Origin of the sequence: Wolbachia endosymbiont of Anurida maritima (assembly GCF_042182995.1) — a bacterium.
In the GTDB taxonomy this organism is placed as follows: domain Bacteria; phylum Pseudomonadota; class Alphaproteobacteria; order Rickettsiales; family Anaplasmataceae; genus Wolbachia.
In genome coordinates this window covers 449856-469561 of the sequence record NZ_CP102058.1, presented here as the reverse complement: position 1 = coordinate 469561, position 19706 = coordinate 449856, and the positions used below count along the sequence as shown (strand labels likewise).

The 19706-nt window shown below is 35.7% G+C and carries 17 protein-coding genes and 4 pseudogenes; 8 read left to right on the top strand and 13 right to left on the bottom strand.

From position 1 onward, the window contains the following. Positions 1–99 precede the first annotated feature (99 nt). Complete coding sequence (locus NOX90_RS02615) at positions 100–999, bottom strand: hypothetical protein (protein WP_375604411.1); 900 nt, start codon at positions 997–999, stop codon at positions 100–102. A 60-nt stretch (positions 1000–1059) separates the two neighbouring features. Between NOX90_RS02615 and NOX90_RS02610 the strand changes: the two genes are divergently transcribed. From NOX90_RS02610 to NOX90_RS02595, 4 genes are all read left to right on the top strand, one after another. Beyond that, positions 1060–2229, top strand: coding sequence for an IS4 family transposase (locus NOX90_RS02610; RefSeq protein ID WP_253303197.1), 1170 nt, complete (start codon positions 1060–1062; stop codon positions 2227–2229). Continuing rightward, positions 2226–2756, top strand: a complete 531-nt coding sequence (locus NOX90_RS02605) for a hypothetical protein (RefSeq protein WP_375604410.1) — start codon at positions 2226–2228, stop codon at positions 2754–2756. Before NOX90_RS02610 ends, NOX90_RS02605 begins: the two co-directional genes overlap by 4 nt. A gap of 217 nt (positions 2757–2973) precedes the next feature. Then, complete coding sequence (locus NOX90_RS02600) at positions 2974–3387, top strand: IS5 family transposase (RefSeq protein WP_375604409.1); 414 nt, start codon at positions 2974–2976, stop codon at positions 3385–3387. 61 nt (positions 3388–3448) lie between these two features. After that, positions 3449–3655, top strand: coding sequence for a hypothetical protein (locus tag NOX90_RS02595; RefSeq protein ID WP_375604408.1), 207 nt, complete (start codon positions 3449–3451; stop codon positions 3653–3655). 30 nt (positions 3656–3685) lie between these two features. Here the strand turns inward: NOX90_RS02595 and NOX90_RS02590 are convergent, their stop codons facing one another. The 10 genes from NOX90_RS02590 to NOX90_RS02545 form a co-directional block, all read right to left on the bottom strand. After that, positions 3686–4144, bottom strand: coding sequence for a transposase (locus NOX90_RS02590; RefSeq protein WP_375604575.1), 459 nt, complete (start codon positions 4142–4144; stop codon positions 3686–3688). Positions 4145–4208: 64 nt separating this feature from the next. After that, positions 4209–4451, bottom strand: a complete 243-nt coding sequence (locus tag NOX90_RS02585) for a transposase (RefSeq protein ID WP_375603621.1) — start codon at positions 4449–4451, stop codon at positions 4209–4211. Positions 4452–4670: 219 nt separating this feature from the next. Beyond that, positions 4671–5513 (bottom strand): hypothetical protein, encoded by an 843-nt coding sequence (locus NOX90_RS02580; protein ID WP_375604407.1) that lies wholly within the window; start codon positions 5511–5513, stop codon positions 4671–4673. Beyond that, positions 5494–6024, bottom strand: a complete 531-nt coding sequence (locus tag NOX90_RS02575) for a hypothetical protein (protein ID WP_375604406.1) — start codon at positions 6022–6024, stop codon at positions 5494–5496. Before NOX90_RS02575 ends, NOX90_RS02580 begins: the two co-directional genes overlap by 20 nt. A gap of 4440 nt (positions 6025–10464) precedes the next feature. Continuing rightward, positions 10465–10632, bottom strand: a complete 168-nt coding sequence (locus tag NOX90_RS02570) for a hypothetical protein (protein WP_375604405.1) — start codon at positions 10630–10632, stop codon at positions 10465–10467. 281 nt (positions 10633–10913) lie between these two features. Continuing rightward, complete coding sequence (locus NOX90_RS02565; protein WP_006013840.1) at positions 10914–11081, bottom strand: twin-arginine translocase TatA/TatE family subunit; 168 nt, start codon at positions 11079–11081, stop codon at positions 10914–10916. 102 nt (positions 11082–11183) lie between these two features. Continuing rightward, entirely contained in the window at positions 11184–12053 is an 870-nt protein-coding gene (locus tag NOX90_RS02560; RefSeq protein ID WP_375604404.1) for an integrase core domain-containing protein, read from the bottom strand. Between the two features lie 150 nt (positions 12054–12203). Further along, positions 12204–14033, bottom strand: a complete 1830-nt coding sequence (gene typA, locus NOX90_RS02555) for a translational GTPase TypA (RefSeq protein ID WP_375604403.1) — start codon at positions 14031–14033, stop codon at positions 12204–12206. A gap of 97 nt (positions 14034–14130) precedes the next feature. Next, positions 14131–14727 carry an orotate phosphoribosyltransferase gene (gene pyrE, locus NOX90_RS02550; protein ID WP_375604402.1) on the bottom strand — a complete coding sequence of 199 codons (597 nt, stop codon included), beginning with the start codon at positions 14725–14727 and terminating at the stop codon, positions 14131–14133. A gap of 3 nt (positions 14728–14730) precedes the next feature. After that, entirely contained in the window at positions 14731–15915 is a 1185-nt protein-coding gene (locus NOX90_RS02545) for a dicarboxylate/amino acid:cation symporter (RefSeq protein WP_375604401.1), read from the bottom strand. Between the two features lie 388 nt (positions 15916–16303). On the opposite strand from NOX90_RS02545, the pseudogene tnpA reads away from it, so the two are divergent. Next, a pseudogene (gene tnpA, locus NOX90_RS02540) lies at positions 16304–16696 on the top strand (IS200/IS605 family transposase); the annotation flags it as partial. Positions 16697–16795: 99 nt separating this feature from the next. Here tnpA and NOX90_RS02535 read toward each other — a convergent pair. Further along, positions 16796–17539, bottom strand: a pseudogene (locus tag NOX90_RS02535) (IS5 family transposase); the annotation flags it as partial. Positions 17540–17664: 125 nt separating this feature from the next. Between NOX90_RS02535 and NOX90_RS02530 the strand changes: the two are divergent. Further along, positions 17665–18030, top strand: coding sequence for a transposase (locus tag NOX90_RS02530; RefSeq protein WP_375603639.1), 366 nt, complete (start codon positions 17665–17667; stop codon positions 18028–18030). Next, positions 17973–18431, top strand: a complete 459-nt coding sequence (locus tag NOX90_RS02525) for a transposase (RefSeq protein ID WP_375604575.1) — start codon at positions 17973–17975, stop codon at positions 18429–18431. Before NOX90_RS02530 ends, NOX90_RS02525 begins: the two co-directional genes overlap by 58 nt. A 29-nt stretch (positions 18432–18460) precedes the next feature. Here NOX90_RS02525 and NOX90_RS02520 read toward each other — a convergent pair. After that, positions 18461–18847 (bottom strand): annotated as a pseudogene (locus NOX90_RS02520) (hypothetical protein); the annotation flags it as partial. Between the two features lie 33 nt (positions 18848–18880). Here NOX90_RS02520 and NOX90_RS02515 point away from each other — a divergent pair. Beyond that, positions 18881–19559 (top strand): annotated as a pseudogene (locus NOX90_RS02515) (transposase); the annotation flags it as partial. Between the last annotated feature and the right edge of the window lie 147 nt (positions 19560–19706).

Sequence of the window (19706 nt, the reverse complement as noted above, 5' to 3'; positions counted from 1 at the left end):
ACGTCATGTTGTTGTATAGCTAGCTACTTTTGGTGGTGATAAAGGTGGAAAAGATGGATAGCTAAGCAAAATTACATTTGTAATTTTGCTTGCCGTTATCTACACACCTATTTCCTGTCCTTTTCCTATGACTATACCTCTCAATAATTGTACATTGCTTTCTCTTACTTGTGTTACACCAGACAGAGTAGAATCAACGTTACTGTTTGGTTGTTCTGAAAGATCTACTAAAAGATCCATACCCGATTCTGACTGCTCAGATGATATCGAAGGTTGTACTTCTTTATGATCACCAGAAAGACCTATTAACTCGCCTTCTTTTGTTTCTTTTTGTTCTGATTCTTTCACATCTTCAGTATTAGTTGCTTTATCTACATATTTTGGTCCTTCTATAAAGTCTTGCATTTCTTTTGCAAAACTTTTCTCATAGTGCCTATTTGCTAAGTGAACCACACCTGCTATTGTAAGTGATATAGCAGCAACTGAGAGCATAATCGCTATTGTATATAAGTAGTATGTCTCAGCCAAAGATTCTTCATGATACCTACCACCTGCAATTGTACTAATCAAAAATCCGACAAAAGGAGCAGACACAAAAAACTCCATAGAAGCTACTGCTGCTAATAGTTCTGCACCTCTTAACATCTTGATCTTTTCTGCTTTATTATTAAGACTTGAATATGTTTCCCCAATATCAGTATCACCCTTAACATAAGCTGTTAGTTTTTTTTCCATTATCTCTATAAGCCCACTATTTAGTATAGAGAAATATTGGGGTGGACAAGACCTTAGTTTTACTTTATCACCATTAAGAAGGTTTTTGATGTCTTCTTTGTATAACTCAAGTTTTTTGATCTTAGATGCAGTTTCAGTTATTTTTTCACTCTTTTTAACAAGCACTTCACCCTGTTCAACATCCACTTCTTTACCAGATAACTCAGCTGTCTCTTCACACAATAGCTTCCGCTCGTCCTGTAGCTTTTTTAGCTCCTCATCCATTACACCCATAAGTGTTGAAAGTAACACAAAAAAGACATAAAGAACTATTATTGCAAGAAAATGGAGGCAATAATGGATCAAATAGAAAGAGTACTAAATTTAATAAAAGATGAGGATTTAGAAAGGCTAGGAAAATTAAGTGAAGTAGATAAATGTAATACTAAATTGTTGGGCAAGATTATATTTAAAGGTCTAATGAAGTTAATATTAATGGGGCAAAAAACAAGCCTAAGAGCGCTAGAAATGGTAATAAACAGGTGTATAATGGATAAGAATAGCGATAAAAGTACAGTAACATACAGTGGTTTGTCAAAAAGGTTAAAAGTTATAAATCCAGAATATTTTAAGGGAGTATATATTGATTTGATGAGCAAGATTAAAAAGCTATTACCCCAAAAAACATCAAATAACTTACATAAGTTTGATTCGACGATCATAAATTTATCGGGATATCTCATAAAAGATGGGCTAAAAATAGGCGGTAAAAGTAACGACAGTCAAGTTAAAGTGAGTGTAGGATTAAAGGATCAATTGCCGACAAGTATAAGATTTTGTAAAGGACAAGAAGAAAGTAGTGAAGATATAGCATTAGTGAGAGCAATTAATGAAGCTAAAGTTGAAAAAGAGGATATTTTATTATTTGATAGAGGAATCAGAAAAGTTGGAACTTTTGCCGAATTTGATGAAAAGGAGTACAAATTTATCACAAGAGTTAAAGTGGGAAGAAAACATGATGTTATAAGCAGGAACAAAGTTATAAGAGAACAAAAATCGGATGGATCAGAGATTTTAGAAGATATAATAGTTAATCTTTATCGTGCACGAGGTAAAGTGGCAGAAAAGCATGATCTACGGCTAATAAAAATCAGAAATAAAATTGGAGATGAAATATGGTTTTTGACAAACTTGTTTGAAATGCCAGCTTATGAAGTAACAGAGCTATATAGGCGCAGATGGGATATAGAAGTGTTCTTTAAATTTATAAAGCAAAATCTTGGATATAAGCACTTTTTAAGCCATACTATGAATGGCATGAAGGTGTATATTTACATGATTATTATTACGGCTTTGTTATTTCTTGTTTATAAAATCAAAAATAATCTACATGGGTTCAAAATAGCATTACTGCAATTCACATTGGATCTAAATGACTCTTTTATACGTTCGATTGTTTTACTGTCGGGAGGTAATTTACATGCCGTTGATCATCTCATATCACGTTATTTTTGATACTTTCAACACTTATGGAGCAAGGGGCTAGAGCAGCTTGCATAGTAGCAGAATTCCCCACAGCTTATAAAGCAAGGGAGATAGAGCAGCTTGTGATCAATGAAATGCCCATTGCTGAAGGCATATCAACTACTCAAAAAATACATATTCTCTGCCAGAATAATTATAATCCAGCAATTGCTTTGGTAAAATTGATTGAATTAACTAAGGAGATACTGAAATTAAGCACCAAAATAGGGAATGCAAGCTTGTCAAAGATAAGCAAAAAACATGTCTTAAGTCAGGACGAAATTCTAAATTTTAATTTAGAGAGGACTTTGTTTTCCACACCTGCTTATTTCAACTTTGAACACAGCTACTTCCCAATACCACTAACCGGATTTTTCAAGGAATCAGCATCCAGTTATATTAAAGGTACTATAAAAGGTATGATAGGCAATATCTTATTTTATGAGAATAACTGCGATATTAGATTAAAGGCACTGCAGCCATATATAGGGAGGGCTACAATTAAGTTACAAGCTTAATCGTATCTGTTCAGCCAATGGCGTCAACTTAAGAGCCTCCATTAGCAAACTCTCCTAAAGACATGATTGCGTTTAGCACTTTATCGCGACTGTCCTGGTCGGATCTTATTTGTATGTTTTACCTAAAAAACGCTAACTATGGATTAGAAAAATAGTAAGAGGTTGTCCGGAAACTAATAAAAGGGTATAATATCTGAAATTTTAGTATGTGGTAAAGATGAGAAAAAAGTATCCAACAGATTTAAGTGAAAGGGAATGGGCAAGAATAGAAAAATACTTTAGAGTATCGTACAAGAAAGGAGGAAGGCCACCAAAGTATAGCAAAAGAGAAATATTAGAAGCGATTTTCTATGTACTGCGTACAGGGTGTCAATGGCGGTATTTACCGAATGATTTTCCGCTATGGAAGACTGTATATGAGCAGTTCAGGCAATGGAAGAAGCAGGGGATTTTTGAGAAAATGAATTATGAAATTACGAAATATAGTAGACGAAAAATAGGAAGAAATGAGCAGCCGAGTGCCTGTATAGTAATCTGTGAAGACTACAGAAAAAGGGGGATCAAGGGTTATGATGGAGGTAAAAAGGTAAAGGGTAGAAAAAGGCATATAATTACAGACACTCAAGCTTAGCTGCTATGTTGGAGCTGCTAGTGAAAATGATAGAGATGGTATTAAAATAGCATTAAACAATATGAGAAAAAAATACACTAACGTTAAGAAAATGTGGGCTGATATGGGATATCAAGGAGGGAATCTAAAGAATCACATCAAAGAAGAATACGGCATAGATATTGAAATCGTTAAAAGGCCTCCCTGTAGATTTTGGGTACACCAAGACATACCACCAGTGACCTTACCCAGAAAAAGTAGAGAGGAAGTTAAACCATTTTTATTATGAAAATAAATTTCTCAGAGCATGTCTTCAAACTCAAGAATGAGCTAATTTGTGAAGCATAATAGTGATCATATTAAAAAAGATGTTATTTTTTGAAGTGAGAGGAGAATGCTCATAATCCTTACTCATACGTCTAAAATTGGAGAGCCAAGCAAAGGTTCTCTCAACAATCCAACGTTTAGGAATAACCTGAAATCCTGTATCAACTACTTTCTTGGTAATCGTCAACAAACATCCAGTTTCCAATAAACAGCGGTTTTGCAATTTACCTGTATATCCTTGATCAGCAAAAAACTTACGTAATGTTGGAGCTTTGCATTTGGCTTGAACAAAAAGATTTAGTGCACCATCACGATCTTGAATGCTTGCACTGTGTACTTCAGCAGCAATTACAAGACCTAGAGTATCTACAACGATGTGGCGTTTTCTACCCTTTACTTTCTTGCCAGCATCATATCCTCTGGATCCCCTTTTTGAGTGGTTTTTACTGATTGACTGTCAATTATTCCTACTGATGGAGTTTCATTCTTACCAATTATCTTTCTTAGTTTTTTAACTAGAAAATCATGAATTTCTTGCCATATTCCACTTTTTTTAAACGCGAATTACAACTATACACGGTTTTCCATGGTGGAAAATTCTTAGGTAGTTGTCTCCATTGACAGCCTGTTCTCATCACATACCTTATTGCATCGATAATCGTTCTGATACTGTGTTTTCTTGGTCTGCCGGTCTTTTTAGGTTCAAAATATTGCTCTATCATCTTCCATTCTTTGTCACTTATATCGCTTGGGTACATTTAAAATATATCTTATAACACACTTCTTAACTCCTTTCTACTTAGTTTGAAGACATGCTCTAAGGAAATGCTTGCTGATAAAATGGATATTAATACTATTGCCAAATTTACTGGATTGCCAGTCAGTGAAATTGAAAAGCTTCAAAAATAAAACACTATTCATGATCTTGAGACCTTGTTTTTGCTGGTTGTTCAATTGCTGTACATCTAAATATGTGATTAAAATAACTCTTGAGGAGTAGTATGAAGAGTTACATTGTCATCTTCTACAAAACAAAATTCGCTATTTTCATCTGTCCATGTGTATATTTCTTTTAGACTAATCTCAGAAGAATCATAAGTATCACATTGCGTTTTTTTATGATAATCACAATACTGAAACTTACCCTCTTTATTGAAAGAGCTAGATTCATCAATTAATGTAGCCATTTTCCTACCTTTTTTACCACTTATGAATTCGAACACGGCAACTGAATAGTGACCTGGAGAGCCTGGTTCAGGAGATTCTTCTGTAATAAAAAATGATGGCCGATGGCTAAGTAACTCGCCAAGATTTGGGTTATATTCTTTTTTCATACAACTTAAACTTATGAATTTATATTCGTCTGAAACGTTTGAATACTGTGGATCGTATCTTTTATATTCAAAGAATTCATTACCTAAAAAATTACAAAACGTTAATTTATAATCATCATTACTAAATTTAACAACTTTTAAATAGTGAAAATCCCTTGGGATAACTACCTTCTCTTGTGTAACATGATTACGCATGACCAATTGATCATCGAACATATAGTAACCTATTTTTGGTAAAGTAGCTATGGGCTTACCATTTAAAGCAATATTTGCTTCATAGATATCATCCGATAACTCTTTCCCTTTTTGCAAAGTGAATTTCTGCTTTTTGTTGTTAGTCTCGGTTAAGCTGTCCATTATTGTTGATACATCACTTATTGTTAATACATCACATTCATTTTTTGTGTATTGATACTTATAGCAACTACCATCCTCACATACTGGAAGACAGTCTCTATCTCTATCTCTATCTATCTCTATCTCCATCTGATATATAGATATAATCACCTTCTATTGCAAAATAAAGTCCACCTGTTTTTTCTTTAATCTTTTGTAGTACTGGATCATTTTCATCGTAAAAATTGATAAAATTTAGCATTCCAATGAAATTATTTCCGTCATCATCACTCATTATGAGTTCAATACCGAAATTATTACTGTCTTTTATGTACTTACGTGAAATTAAAGCTTCTTTTCCTGATTTAAGCTGTTTTATAATATTTTCCTGGTTCTCACCTATGATAGCTTTTTGTGCTATAATAAAGTCCGTGCCATTTAATTTTAGAGGTGAGTCGTTTGTAAATAAAACTATCTCATCACCCTGCTCCTTTAACTTTAAATCACTAATATTCCCTACTTCAACTGTACCAATATGTGAAGAAACAGTATTAACATTACCATTTTCCTTTACTATGTAATATGCAGTGGGAAGTTTAATCAATTTTTTATGAAGCGGATTTTTATCGTTTATTTCAAATATATGTTCTTGTTTTTCCATGATATTACCTTAAATAACCAACAACTTGCTGATTAATGGCACTGAGGCTACTAGGAGGAGCAACATCACTAATAAAACTCCTTGGCTGCTCATTATCTGCCACTATTTTTTCAGTATTAACGAAAGCGCTTTGCTGTTCATTTAATCTTTTTTCCACATGATCTTTAAAAGTAGACAAACATTTACTAGTTTGTTTGTAACTAGGGAGTGATTTTTTCGCAGTTACACACAAGAACTTCAACAATTCGTTATGATTTTCATCATTAAGTAATGACTTATTGATAATGGTTGACTTCAGTTCTACTGGATCAAAATTTAGACTTTTCTTTGAAATGCCACATTTCACAGCTGTTGCTCCTAATACTTCTTCAAATTTTGTTACAATATCTGCTGCATTCATTATTTTTGCTACTTCCTGTATTTCATTTTTTACTTTATATTCATCCTGTCCTACCGCAGGGTAAAAGAAATTTATTACTTGAGATATAAATGAAGTTGGTCTGCTTGCTCCGCTTGCCACTGATGATTTTTTAGTTTCCCTCCTTCTTCTACGTGCACCACAAATTCGATCTGCTGGATTTGTTGTACAAAATATATTTTTTGTAGCTTTATACAAACTCTCTGTGTCCATTTGCGATCGCAAAGCTCGAGTGTTAAAATTGTTAGCATTTTTTGTTAAACTAGCTGTTTTATTGTGCAGTTCTTCAACTTTGTTTGCAAAACCTTCTGAAGCATTTTTAGCTACCTCTGCTGCCTTTTTAGCATCCAGAGTTTCATTTTTTGCTTTTTTTATCTCATGCAAAAATTGATTAGCCACTGCAGCACCTACCCAATCTTTTCCCTTTGGACCTATTGGGCCTATATCTCCTTTCGGGCCTACTAAACCCTGTGGACCAGGCATACCTGGCAATCCATCTTCTCCCTTTGGACCTGGCCCACCTTGCAATCCTGGCAAGACCGAAATGATTTGAGTACCATTAAAGCCCCTCAAACCTGGCTCACCTTTTATACCTGGTAGTCCGTCTTCTCCTTTTGTACCTTGCACACCTGGCAACCCATTTGTACCTGTCGCTCCATCAATTCCTTTATCACCTTTAGGACCAAAATCACCTTTTTCTCCTTGCAAACCTTGCGTACCATTAAAGCCTTTTGGACCTTGTATTCCTTGATCACCCTTTGGACCTACTGGACCTTGTACACCTTGCGTACCATTAAAGCCTTGAGGACCTTGTATTCCTTTGTCACCTTTGTTTCCTTGATGGCCTATTGGACCTATGTCTCCTTTATCACCTTTAGGACCTACTGGACCTTGCGCACCCTCATCACCTTTTGTACCAGCTTGACCAAGATCACCTTTCTCCCCTTGCGTACCATTAAAGCCTTGTAGCCCTTGAATACCTTGTAGACCTACTGGACCTTTATCACCTACTGGACCTTGCGCACCTTCATCACCTTTTGTACCAGCTTGACCAAGATCACCTTTCTCCCCTTGCGTACCATTAAAGCCTTGTAGCCCTTGAATACCTTGTAGACCTACTGGACCTTGATCACCTTTAGGACCTACTGGACCTTGCGCACCCTCATCACCTTTNTGTACCAGCTTGACCAAGATCACCTTTCTCCCCTTGTGTACCTGGAATGCCTATTGAACCTTGTTTTCCTTCAGGACCAGTCGGACCTGGGTCACCTTNTTCCCCTTGCGTACCATTAAAACCTTGTGTACCTGGTATTCCTTGTTCACCTTTCAGACCAGGCATTCCTAGTGTTCCATCTTTACCAGGAGTTCCATTTGTTCCTTTTGCACCCATATCACCTTTCGGACCAGCATCACCTTTTTCTCCCCTTGCTCCTGGCAATCCACCTTTACCAGAAGTTCCATTTGTACCCATATCTCCTTTATCACCTTTTGGACCACTAGGACCAGGTAAACCGTTTGCTCCATCTTTACCAGCTTGACCACTAGGACCAGGTAAACCTTGTGCTCCGTTTTCACCAGGTGCTCCTTTATCTCCTCTATCACCTTTTAGTCCAGCCTTACCCGGCGCTCCGGTTTTACCTTGTGAACCAGGTGGACCTTTCCAACCTCTTGTACCTCGATCACCTTTCTCCCCTTGCGTACCATTAAAGCCTTTTGGACCTAGCGCTCCAATTTCACCCTTATTACCCATATCACCTTTTGGGCCTACTGGACCCAGAGTTCCCATATCACCTTTCTCTCCTTTTCGACCCACTGGACCTTGTGGACCTTTTTCTCCCCTTGCTCCTGGCAATCCACCTTTACCAGGGGTTCCATCTCTACCTGCTGGACCTGGAAGACCTTTAGGACCAAGATCACCTTTTTCTCCAGTTATTCCTGGCGCTCCTGGTAATCCACCTTTACCTATCCAACCTCTATCCCCTTTCTCCCCTTTCCTACCAAAGCCTTCTGGACCTAGCTCTCCAATTTCACCCCTATCACCTTTCGGACCTACCAAACCTCGAGAACCAACTTCTCCTTTNNTAACCCTTGATCGCCCTTTTCACCCTTTATATTTTTTCTAAAGTTCTCATCACTTGCAATGTTCTTCGGCAGGTCTTGCAAAATATAGTTCCTAAGTGTTTTATCTTTTAATTCAGTTATAGGCGTATCAAATAGCACCTTTTCGAATTTTTTACTTGATAATAAAATAGCTGCCAAATTCTCGGGCTCTGCATCCATTCCAGGATCACCTCTTTCACCTTTAATGCCAGGCAAACCTGGGGGACCTTGATAACCTACCTCACCCCTTTCGCCTGGAAAACCTTTTACACCAGTACGTTCTAATTCTTCAATTCTCCCTTTTAAACCTACAATTTCGTTTTCTAAATCTATATATTCTTGAGTTTTCACATCAACCTCCAAAAAGTTACCAAAATTTTCTAAGTTATAATAATAAGGATATGGACCTGGAATATTGTCGTGCTCATATCCAAAATAATCAGGGTTTAATTCATAAAATCTTCTGCACTCGCCATTTTCATCTGATATGCAGCCAACATAATTACGGCCTAACTTTTTTGCTGTAAAATAGCTATCTTGTTCTTCCAATCCTTTTATGGAATATAAACTATGTAATAGTAATTGATATCTCTGACTAGCTGATTCAGGAAAGTAGGGAACAATGTAATTCAGTGTTCCAATTACCTTACCAGCAAAGGGGCTGTATATCTCNGACGCTAGGGGAGCTTGTGGTGCAGGGTTTTCTCCGATTCGTATCTCAAGACTATAATTACGACTTCCAAGATCTTCTAAAGTAGCGATTATATTTTCACTACTCATTATGTCTTTTGGATCTATTAAAACTTTACTTTGTTCTGGTAATGCGCAACTGTTTCCAGTACTACAGGCCTCGAACACATTCACTGTATTAAAATTATTGAAATAATAGTAAGAGTTATCATGCTTATTAGCTAAAACTAATTTATAATGACCTTTGATTTTTTCTACCTTTAGTCTTAGCTCTTGAATATTTCCTATATAACGTGAGTACCCTCTACTTCTTAAATAAGATACTCTAAATTGATTACTATCTTCAATATAATAGATTGTAGTAGGGAACTCAATCCTTTCTTTATCATTTACTTTGACAGTTGCAGGCTCAGGCCCATGCTGATAATGAATATCTTTTGGTTCTAAGTTAAAACGCATCTTTACCTCCCTTTGCGATTTATATTAGTTAATTTACAGATATTAATTATCGATTAATAAATATAACTATACTAAGTTAGTTGCAAATCAACTTATGAAATAAAGTAATCTTTTTAAAATTTAGTGCAAGAAAAATTATCCAATTTCTTGTTATACCAGCTCTATCATGACCTTACCCAGAAAAAGTGGTAGAGCAGTTAAGAATATTTTTCACAAAAAGGACGATATCAATAAAAAGGATTTCATCCTATTTAAGATATAAAATATCATAAATTTTCCTTTACTCCCAAGCAAATTATTATTAATTCAATAAAATCTATTATTAAGAATTTAAATAACACAACTATTTCCAGCACCCAAAACCAGCAAGTGCGGTATCTAAGTGGAGAAAGTCACCTCTCCCCACTCGACTTCAAAACCGGACTTCCCATCATCCGGCTTCTCTCTAATTTGGTGCTTATCATGCATACTTCCATGTAATTGATCGTGGCAGTGCTTATGAAGCAAGGATAGATTTTTCATGTTATTATTGCGTCTATTGCGATCTTGATGATGTACATGTGCTAAACCTAAACCAAAGATAACAATAATTACATTTACCTTGCTGTAACTTCAGTAATTTTATTACTCGTGATCTGGTAGTTTACTTAAACGATTTCCCCAATATGGCCAATCTCCATCATACGGAGATCTATTTCCATTTACTTTGATATGTCGTTTAATAGCATGATCCCTATGTCTAATAAGATATAGCTTGTTACTTACCGTATACCTTATATGTTATGTATAGGATTTCCATCCATATCATGAACTGTATAATTGTATACAGGATCTGAGTTATTTTTGATGAATTGAAACTTTCCTCCATCAGTGTTAATACCTATTTTACCATTATAATCTTCAGAATAGTTTTTGTATTGTTGATTGTTATTTTTACTCATTTTCGTACCTCACTATTTGAATAAATTTACTCTTACATTATCAGTATAGTATGTATAAAAATTTATTAATAATGATGATTGTATTTTTAAATTTTCACTACAAGACTTGTCTGTATGCTATATAAAGTGACCGCGAAAATTTCTACAAAACATTTTAACAATATTAGAAAAATCAGAGGAAGGTGAAGCAGACGCAACAGCTTAAGCGGAAAGATTGAAAAATAATTGATGCTTTAAGTGAGTGACACGCACCTTAGTGCATGTCACGAAGTATGAGGACGCTAACGATCTGGTTCATTAGACGATAATTTTTCTGAGTCCTTAAGCTCCTGTTTAAGGTTTTTGATGCCTTTTCCTAAATCACCCATAACTTGCGGTAATCTGCCTGCACCAAACAGAACTAAAATTATTATTAAGACTAGAAACAATTGCCATGGTCCTAAACTCATTTGTACCTCCATTAAAATATTAACCTTTAGATATTAAAACCTGACTGAAGTCAAGTAACACATAGATTATATCACCTTTATTTAATTATAAATCAAGGTTTTTTAATATTTAATTCTATAGCTAACCCAAATTAGGTTTACCGAAAACTGTAATAGTTTAGACTTGATCTGACAGGCGTGAATTAACTGACAGAAGAATTGAAAACCAAAATCAGCATCCTGTTTAATGCTATCAATATTTTTCTGATAAGCAATATGCATACTATCAAAAAAGGTTTGCATANNGCCATAGCAATACTTACCCGAATGAGGTCTAGATCTATTGTAAGAATGCACCCAATGGTCTACATCTAACTGAAATTCTGCCAAAGAGGTGTAAATTTTCTTTCTAAAGATAATATTGTAGCATTCATCTTGCATAGTTCTGTGGAACCTTTCACATATGCCATTAGTCTGTGGAGAACGAGCTTTGGTTCGAGAATGATCAATATTTTCTACCCCCAAATACAGCTGGNNATTTTCAGGTCTGCCACAATACCCTGTACCANNCAAAACGCTTAGTAATGATACTTTCTGTTCATCAAAAAACGGTATTACCCTATCATTAGGATGCTCTGTTTCAATTTCTCCATGGGCCTCTTTTTCTTCCTTAGCCTTCTCTAGAGCTGTTATCTGCTCTTCTGTTAAAATGNNCTGAGCTACTTTTGCTTCTAATGCCTTTAACCTCTTTTTGAAATTTTCAAAATTGTTTCTTTGCCACACTGATCTTATTCCACTTGCAGAGATCNNTCTCTTTTTCAGTTCGTTTACTGCTCTTTCTTGTCCATATGCTGGAAATTCTATTGCTATCNNTGCTTTTTCTATATCCTCCGATACTCTATTTGCATATAATGGCTTGCTTTTGCTTATCTCGNNCTCTTCTCCTCCTGTTTCATACAGTTCTTTGAAGCGGTAAAATGTATCCCTTNNCATTACCTTACACGCCTGTCCTAATTGCTTTAGCAATCCCAACTTTGGTTTTAGTATTTTTTCTTGTGTTGCCTGACACTCCTTTAAAATTTGTTCATATTTTTATCTTACTTTATTTGCCTGTCAGATCAAGTCTAAACTATTACATTCTGATTACTCCTTATTTTTTGCCCTTCCTGCACGTTTGCGTTCATTTGGATCGAGGAATTTCTTGCGTAAACGTATAGATTTTGGGGTTACTTCTACCAATTCATCATCGTCTATATACGCTATCATATCCTCCAGTGTCATTATCTTTGGAGGAGTGAGTTTTATGGCTTCATCACTACCTGAAGCTCTTACATTGGTTAATTGTTTACCTTTTAGCACATTTATCTCCAAATCATTGTCACGGCTATGCTGGCCGACAACCATGCCACAATATACCTTATCCTGTGGTTTGATAAACATAATTCCCCTATCTTGCAAATTAAAAATTGCGTATGCTACTGCTTCACCCTTATCAGTGGAAATTAAAACTCCATTGCGCCTTCCAGAAATTGGACCTTTATGTGGAGCATAACTGTGAAATAAACGGTTAATTATGCCTGTGCCCCGAGAATCAGTTAAAAACTCTCCTTGATAACCAATTAATCCTCTTGATGGCACTAAAAACGTTAATCTTGTCCTGCCATTACCAGAAGGTCTCATGTCAGTCACTTCACCTTTTCGGAAGCTGAGTTTTTCCATGATAATTCCACTATATTCATCATCTACATCAATTACTACTTCCTCTATAGGTTCAAGTTTTTTGCCATCTTCTTCCTTAAATAGCACGCGAGGGCGTGATACCGAAAGCTCAAAACCTTCTCTTCTCATATTTTCAATTAACACTCCAAGCTGTAACTCACCACGTCCACCTACTTCAAATGCTTCACCGCTTGGTGCCAAAGTCACAGTAATTGCAACATTTGTTTCTGCCTCCGCGTATAAGCGATCCTTTATAGCAGTTGAGGTAAGCTTTGTACCTTCTTGTCCAGCAAAAGGCGAATCATTAACGCTTAGAGTAATCGCCATTGTCGGCGGATCAACTGGAGTCGAGCTTACTGCAGTTGTAACTTCTGGCGCCGCTATAGTGTCTGAAACTGAAGCTTCCTCAAGTCCTGCAATTGCAATTATGTCGCCTGCCACAGCTTGTTCTACTGGAATGCGTTTCAAGCCAGAAAATGAGAGCAACTTAGTTAATCTTCCTCGTTCAATTACTTTGCCATCGAGGTCAAGTACCTTAAGATCTGAATTGACTTTTGCAACGCCCTGATAAACCTTTCCTGTCAATATTCTGCCAAGAAACTTATCAGACTCAAGTAGAGTGACCAACATAGCAAAAGGTGCATTTTGATCATAAACAGAAGGTTTTATATAATCTATAACCGTTGAAAATAATGGGCTTAAATCTTTTCTTTCATCAGAAAGCTCCTTAGCACACCAACCATTTCTACCTGAAGCATACAACACTGGAAAATCTAGCTGCTCGTTAGTTGCATCAAGGTTAAAAAATAACTCATATATTTCATTTAATACTTCATCAATTCTGCTGTCTGGTCGGTCGACCTTATTGATTATCACAATTGGCTTCAAATTTGCTTTTAGTGCTTTTGAGAGCACAAATTTTGTTTGTGGCATTGGACCTTCTGCAGCATCAACCAGCAGCAACACGCCATCTGCCATGCACAATACCCTTTCTACTTCTCCACCAAAGTCTGCGTGCCCTGGCGTATCAATAATATTGATTTTTTCATCACCCCACATTATTGATGTGCATTTTGCAAGTATTGTAATTCCGCGTTCACGCTCTTGATCACCACTATCCATCACTCGTTCTTGAACTTCTTGATTCTCGCGGAACGTGCCACTTTGTTTTAACATGTTATCAAGTAAAGTAGTTTTACCGTGGTCAACGTGTGCGATTATTGCTATATTTCGGATCGATTTAAATTCGCTCATTTTCTATCATTTCAAAATTAATTTAGTAATAAGTATACATAAAATACACTTGGAGTAAATAACTAAAGCTGTGCTGTGTTTCCAAGATATTATAGGATTACTTTGTTAAATATTCTCTACTCCCAGGTTTTGTTATGGGTAGTTGTTTTAATTCACTTGGAAGTTCTTCCTCGCTGTAATTTTTGATGTTCAGTTCAATCAAAGATATGACAGGAAAAGGCAGTTTCGTTTCACTATTCCTCTTTATTAGAGAAGCTTCAGCAACAACTTTACCTCCTTCCCCTTCTGCACATTCTACTGCTTCAAGCGAAGATTTACCTGTGGTTATTACATCCTCGATAAGTAATATTTTCTCACCATTTTTGATCTTAAATCCACGGCGTAATTCAAACTTGCCGTTAACGCGCTCGCAAAACATTGTCTTCATTCCAAGCTGCCTGCCAATCTCATAACCCACAATTATTCCACCAATTGCAGGAGATAATATTAAATCTATGGAGCTATTTAATTCTTTTTTTATTTTATCTGCCAGTAATGCGCAAACTTTTATGGCTCTGCTTGGATTTTCAAAAATTTTAGCGCATTGTATATATGTATTGCTATGCAATCCAGAAGATAAAACAAAATGCCCATGCAAAATTGCTTCTGCTTCTTTAAATTCTTTTATTATTAGGTTATTTTCGTCTAATATCATTTTTTAAGTTTCACTATTACATTCTTTATTAATTATCTGAGTGATACAAATATCAGACCACACATTTATTGCAGTTTCAAACATATCGATGATCGTGTGAATAGGCAAAATCAGTCCCATAATATGCAGAGGAACATTCATCGATACGAGATAACTAGTTGCCATAAAATAGCACCCCATCGGCACTCCAGCATTGCCAATTGCAGCCCCTGTAGCTAAAAAAATCCATATCAACATTTCGCTCAAGGAAAATGCGTATCCGTTCATTTCTGCAACAAACATTACAGTGATTAGTATAAATGCAGCACATGCATTCATATTAATTGTTGTGCATATTGGTAAAATAAAAGACGACAATTTCTTTGGCACCTTTAGCTTATTTTGCACACAATCTATGGTTGTGGGCAGCGTTGCACTGGATGACTTAGAGAAAAATGCGAGCGTCAACGCTGGCATAACCCCCCTTAGCGTTTGAATTGGTGATATGCCTTTATACCACATAAGTAGCGGTAAAATCAGAAACGCCTGCACAAAATTTGCAGACATTATGCAAACAAAATACCATAAAAGACTGTAGAACTCGCTACCACCTTTTAATTCATGCAAAAAACATGTGATAAAGGACCACACAGCAAGCGGAATGAATTTTAGTAACCCTTGAGCAATTTTAAGTAGCGTATCAAAAAGTGCAGAGAATACTTGATGTAATATATCCTGCTTTTCTTTTGAAAGTGAAACAATAGCTCCACCCATCAAAAAAGCGATCAATATGCTGCCAATAATGTTATTCTCAAGAAAGACTTGCACAAAATTCGAAGGAATAAGTGATTTTAAGTATGAAAAGTAACTGTGGTTATTGCTATTAACACTCTCTATTGTGCTACCTATGAAATTTTTTCTTGCTGGATCTATTAACAAATAAAACGATAATGCAACAAACGCAGCTACAATAGTTGTAAGTAGGGTATAAAATAGTGTTTTCCTAAGTAAGATTTTAATTTCAATTGAGTCCTTGAGCCCTGAAATTGTGGAAACTATTGATAGAAAAACCAGAGGTAAACTTATTAATTTGAGCAAGCTGATAAATATGTCACTAAATAGCTTTGCTATTTCAAATATAATCTCACTGTTTGAATAGTAAGCAACGATTGCAAGCAGTATAGAAAAGAGTATTGCAAACTTATGCATTAAAAATAAAACTTCAAAGTAATATTGTACAACAATTTTATTGTTTTGGAATTAGATTGATGTAAAAAAGTCTTGCAAGTTAGGCAAAATGTTAATACTTAACTTACAACTGAATATAAGAAGGTTGTCTATACGCTAGTCAGGACTTCTAAAGAGAGATTTAAGAATATAAAGAAATTAGTTAAATTATTGATAAAGTTGACAAATCAGAGATATCATGACATCCTTAAGAGTGAAATCTGATTGTTAAGATTAAATTGAGAGAAGAAGTTATGAGTGGTGTATTTTATGTAGTTAGGTGGGAGGGTTAACGCCCTCGCCTTGAGTCGAACACTTTAGTATAATGCACTTTAGTGTTGGACTACTTTAGTATGGATATAGCTCTCATAGTACGTTTGATTTAAAATACCATTTGGTATTTTGTACTAAATATAGACATAGGGTACTTACAGGTCAGATAGCTACACGCGCTAGAGAAATTATTAGAGAGATATNNAACTACGTAGATATTATAAGCGGTTNNCCTGATCATATACACATGCTAGTTTCTATGCCTCCTAGTATAGCTCTCTCAAAATTAGTTCAATATATCAAAGGTAAGAGCAGCCGTAAGCTCTTCCAAGAATTTCAGCAGCTAAGAAAAAGATATTGGGGGCAACATCTTTGGGCAAGAGGATACTTTGCTGTCACAGTTGNNAATACTATAGATGTTCAAAAGTACATCGAGGGGCAGGAAACACACCACAACAAAGATACTAATTTTAATATTTCAGAGTTTTAAAACTCATAATCTGCTTTACAAGCTTCTTTTCATACCACCAGCTTTAGCTGGTTGCAGTTGATAGATTCTTCTAAGAACCTGTTTAAAATCTTCGTAANNTAGGAGAGAAATAAAGGAAAGGACAACCATTTGTAAGCTAGTGTTGAGTTTACGTTCGCAATTTTTCCACAACCGCCTACACTTTTCCAACCAAGCAAAAGAGCGCTCAACAACCCATCTCTTTGGCAATACAATAAAGGTATGTAATTCACTTCGTTTTATTACTTCAACGGTAGCGCCAATAGTTGCTTTGATTTGTGTTGCAAAATTTTCTCCTGTGTAGCCAGCATCAACCAATATGTTTTTAACTTCAGAGAGGTTTTCTTTAGCATTTTCGACCATTCTCACAGCGCTACTACGGTCAGTTATCTCTGCTGTTGTTATATGAATTGCATGCNNTTGCGTATCTACTGCAATATGACCCNNTGAAATCTTTTTACCTGCATCATAGCCCTTTTTCTCAGCAGTATCTGCATTTTTTACACTCTGAGCATCAATTATACAGAAACTGNNTTTCCGACCATTGTTCTCTCCAACCAATTTTTTTNNTAAAACTAACTCTAGCAGGCTTGGTTCTTCTTTATTCTTTTTATTCCATATTTGAAAATAGTAATACACGTTTTCCCACTTTGGAAACTCTTTTGGCAGCATTCTCCACTGGCAGGCGCTTTTTAGGACGNNTCCACAAAATACATCATACAAATCAAGTTCTCTTGGTCTTGTTTTCTTTCTGCTACTTTCCAGAATTGGTCTGATTTTTTCAAATTGTTCTCGACTTATATCGCTTGGATAACTTTCCCGCATAGACACCTCATTATTAATCTATGCCTACTTTACCTCATCTCTTCGAGATTTTAAACAGGTTCTAAGAGCATGTCTTCAAACTAAGTAGAAAGGAGTTAAGAAGTGTGTTATAAGATATATTTTAAATGTACCCAAGCGATATAAGTGACAAAGAATGGAAGATGATAGAGCAATATTTTGAACCTAAAAAGACCGGCAGACCAAGAAAACACAGTATCAGAACGATTATCGATGCAATAAGGTATGTGATGAGAACAGGCTGTCAATGGAGACAACTACCTAAGAATTTTCCACCATGGAAAACCGTGTATAGTTGTAATTCGCGTTTAAAAAAAAGTGGAATATGGCAAGAAATTCATGATTTTCTAGTTAAAAAACTAAGAAAGATAATTGGTAAGAATGAAACTCCATCAGTAGGAATAATTGACAGTCAATCAGTAAAAACCACTCAAAAAGGGGATCCAGAGGATATGATGCTGGCAAGAAAGTAAAGGGTAGAAAACGCCACATCGTTGTAGATACTCTAGGTCTTGTAATTGCTGCTGAAGTACACAGTGCAAGCATTCAAGATCGTGATGGTGCACTAAATCTTTTTGTTCAAGCCAAATGCAAAGCTCCAACATTACGTAAGTTTTTTGCTGATCAAGGATATACAGGTAAATTGCAAAACCGCTGTTTATTGGAAACTGGATGTTTGTTGACGATTACCAAGAAAGTAGTTGATACAGGATTTCAGGTTATTCCTAAACGTTGGATTGTTGAGAGAACCTTTGCTTGGCTCTCCAATTTTAGACGTATGAGTAAGGATTATGAGCATTCTCCTCTCACTTCAAAAAATAACATCTTTTTTAATATGATCACTATTATGCTTCACAAATTAGCTCATTCTTGAGTTTGAAGACATGCTCTAAAAGAATTATCTTATTTTAGATCAAAATTTCCCAAAAAATAAATGTAATAAACAAGTTTAAATGGTGCTATATTGGTTCTTAACTTGACGCACATGCTTTTTTGAACATTTCCATAGAGACACCGGCCTAAGTAGCCACTTATCCAATCTGGTGCTTCTCTGCCCTTTTCCCACTTAGCAAATCTCATCTTTTCCTGTAAATAGTACTTTCTATAGGCTTTTATGGGACTACTACATTTATAGCGATCAGGCAGTGCTTGTATAAAAGCTTGTCTATCGACTGATTGAAAAATTAGCAAATCCTTATTATTATCACACCAATCTATAACTTCTTCGGATTTATGCGTTCTTTTGTATCGCAAGCTATACTCTATGCACAATTCTTTTCCATGCTTTATTGACCTTACCCAGAAAAAGTGGAGAGAAAGTTTGGAATGTTTTTCAAAGTGAAGGAGGACGGGCATTGCGTAAGTAAATGCATGTATAATATATTAGCAAAATGGCAGAAAAGAGGTACTAGNNTTAGCCGAAAGTGAGGGAGCCAACTTCTGGTTAGGGGTATTAAATGACCTAAAAGAGAGAGGAGTAGAGGATATTCTGATTGCCTGTGTCGATGGTCTAAAAAGTTTTCCTGCAGCAATAAATAGCTNNAAAGCAGAAGTACAGCTATGTATAGTGCATCAGATAAGGAATTCATTGAAATATGTATCCAGCAAAGATGTGAAAGTTTTCATGAACGATTTGAAGAAAATATATCGTGCTTCAAGTAAAGAAATCGCTGAGAATTATTTGCTTGAGATGGAAGAAAAATGGGGTGAAAAATATCCTTTGGTTATAAAATCGTGGCAAAACAATTGGANNTCTGGTTATTTTAAGTATTCTGGCCCAGTTAGAAAGCTGATTTATACCACCAATCCAATTGAGGGGTTGCATAGACAAATCAGAAAATTTACTAAAACTAAGGGCTCATTTACTAGCTTGTATAAACAGGTATATTGTGCTATAAAAAAGGCAGAGCAAAATTGGACTATGCCTATACCCAATTGGGCTTTAACTATTTCTCAACTTGATATCTTTTTTCCTGCTAGATTGAAAATTGAGTTGAATTAAAAATGCGGTTTGACACACTTTTTTGAACATTCCCTATATATTTGCAGCATACATTCTCTTAAACTACTATTGAATGGCAATAAAGATCATAATAAACCATTTTGTGAATTTTTCATAGTATCTAATTAAAAACTCTGGGGCAAAAAT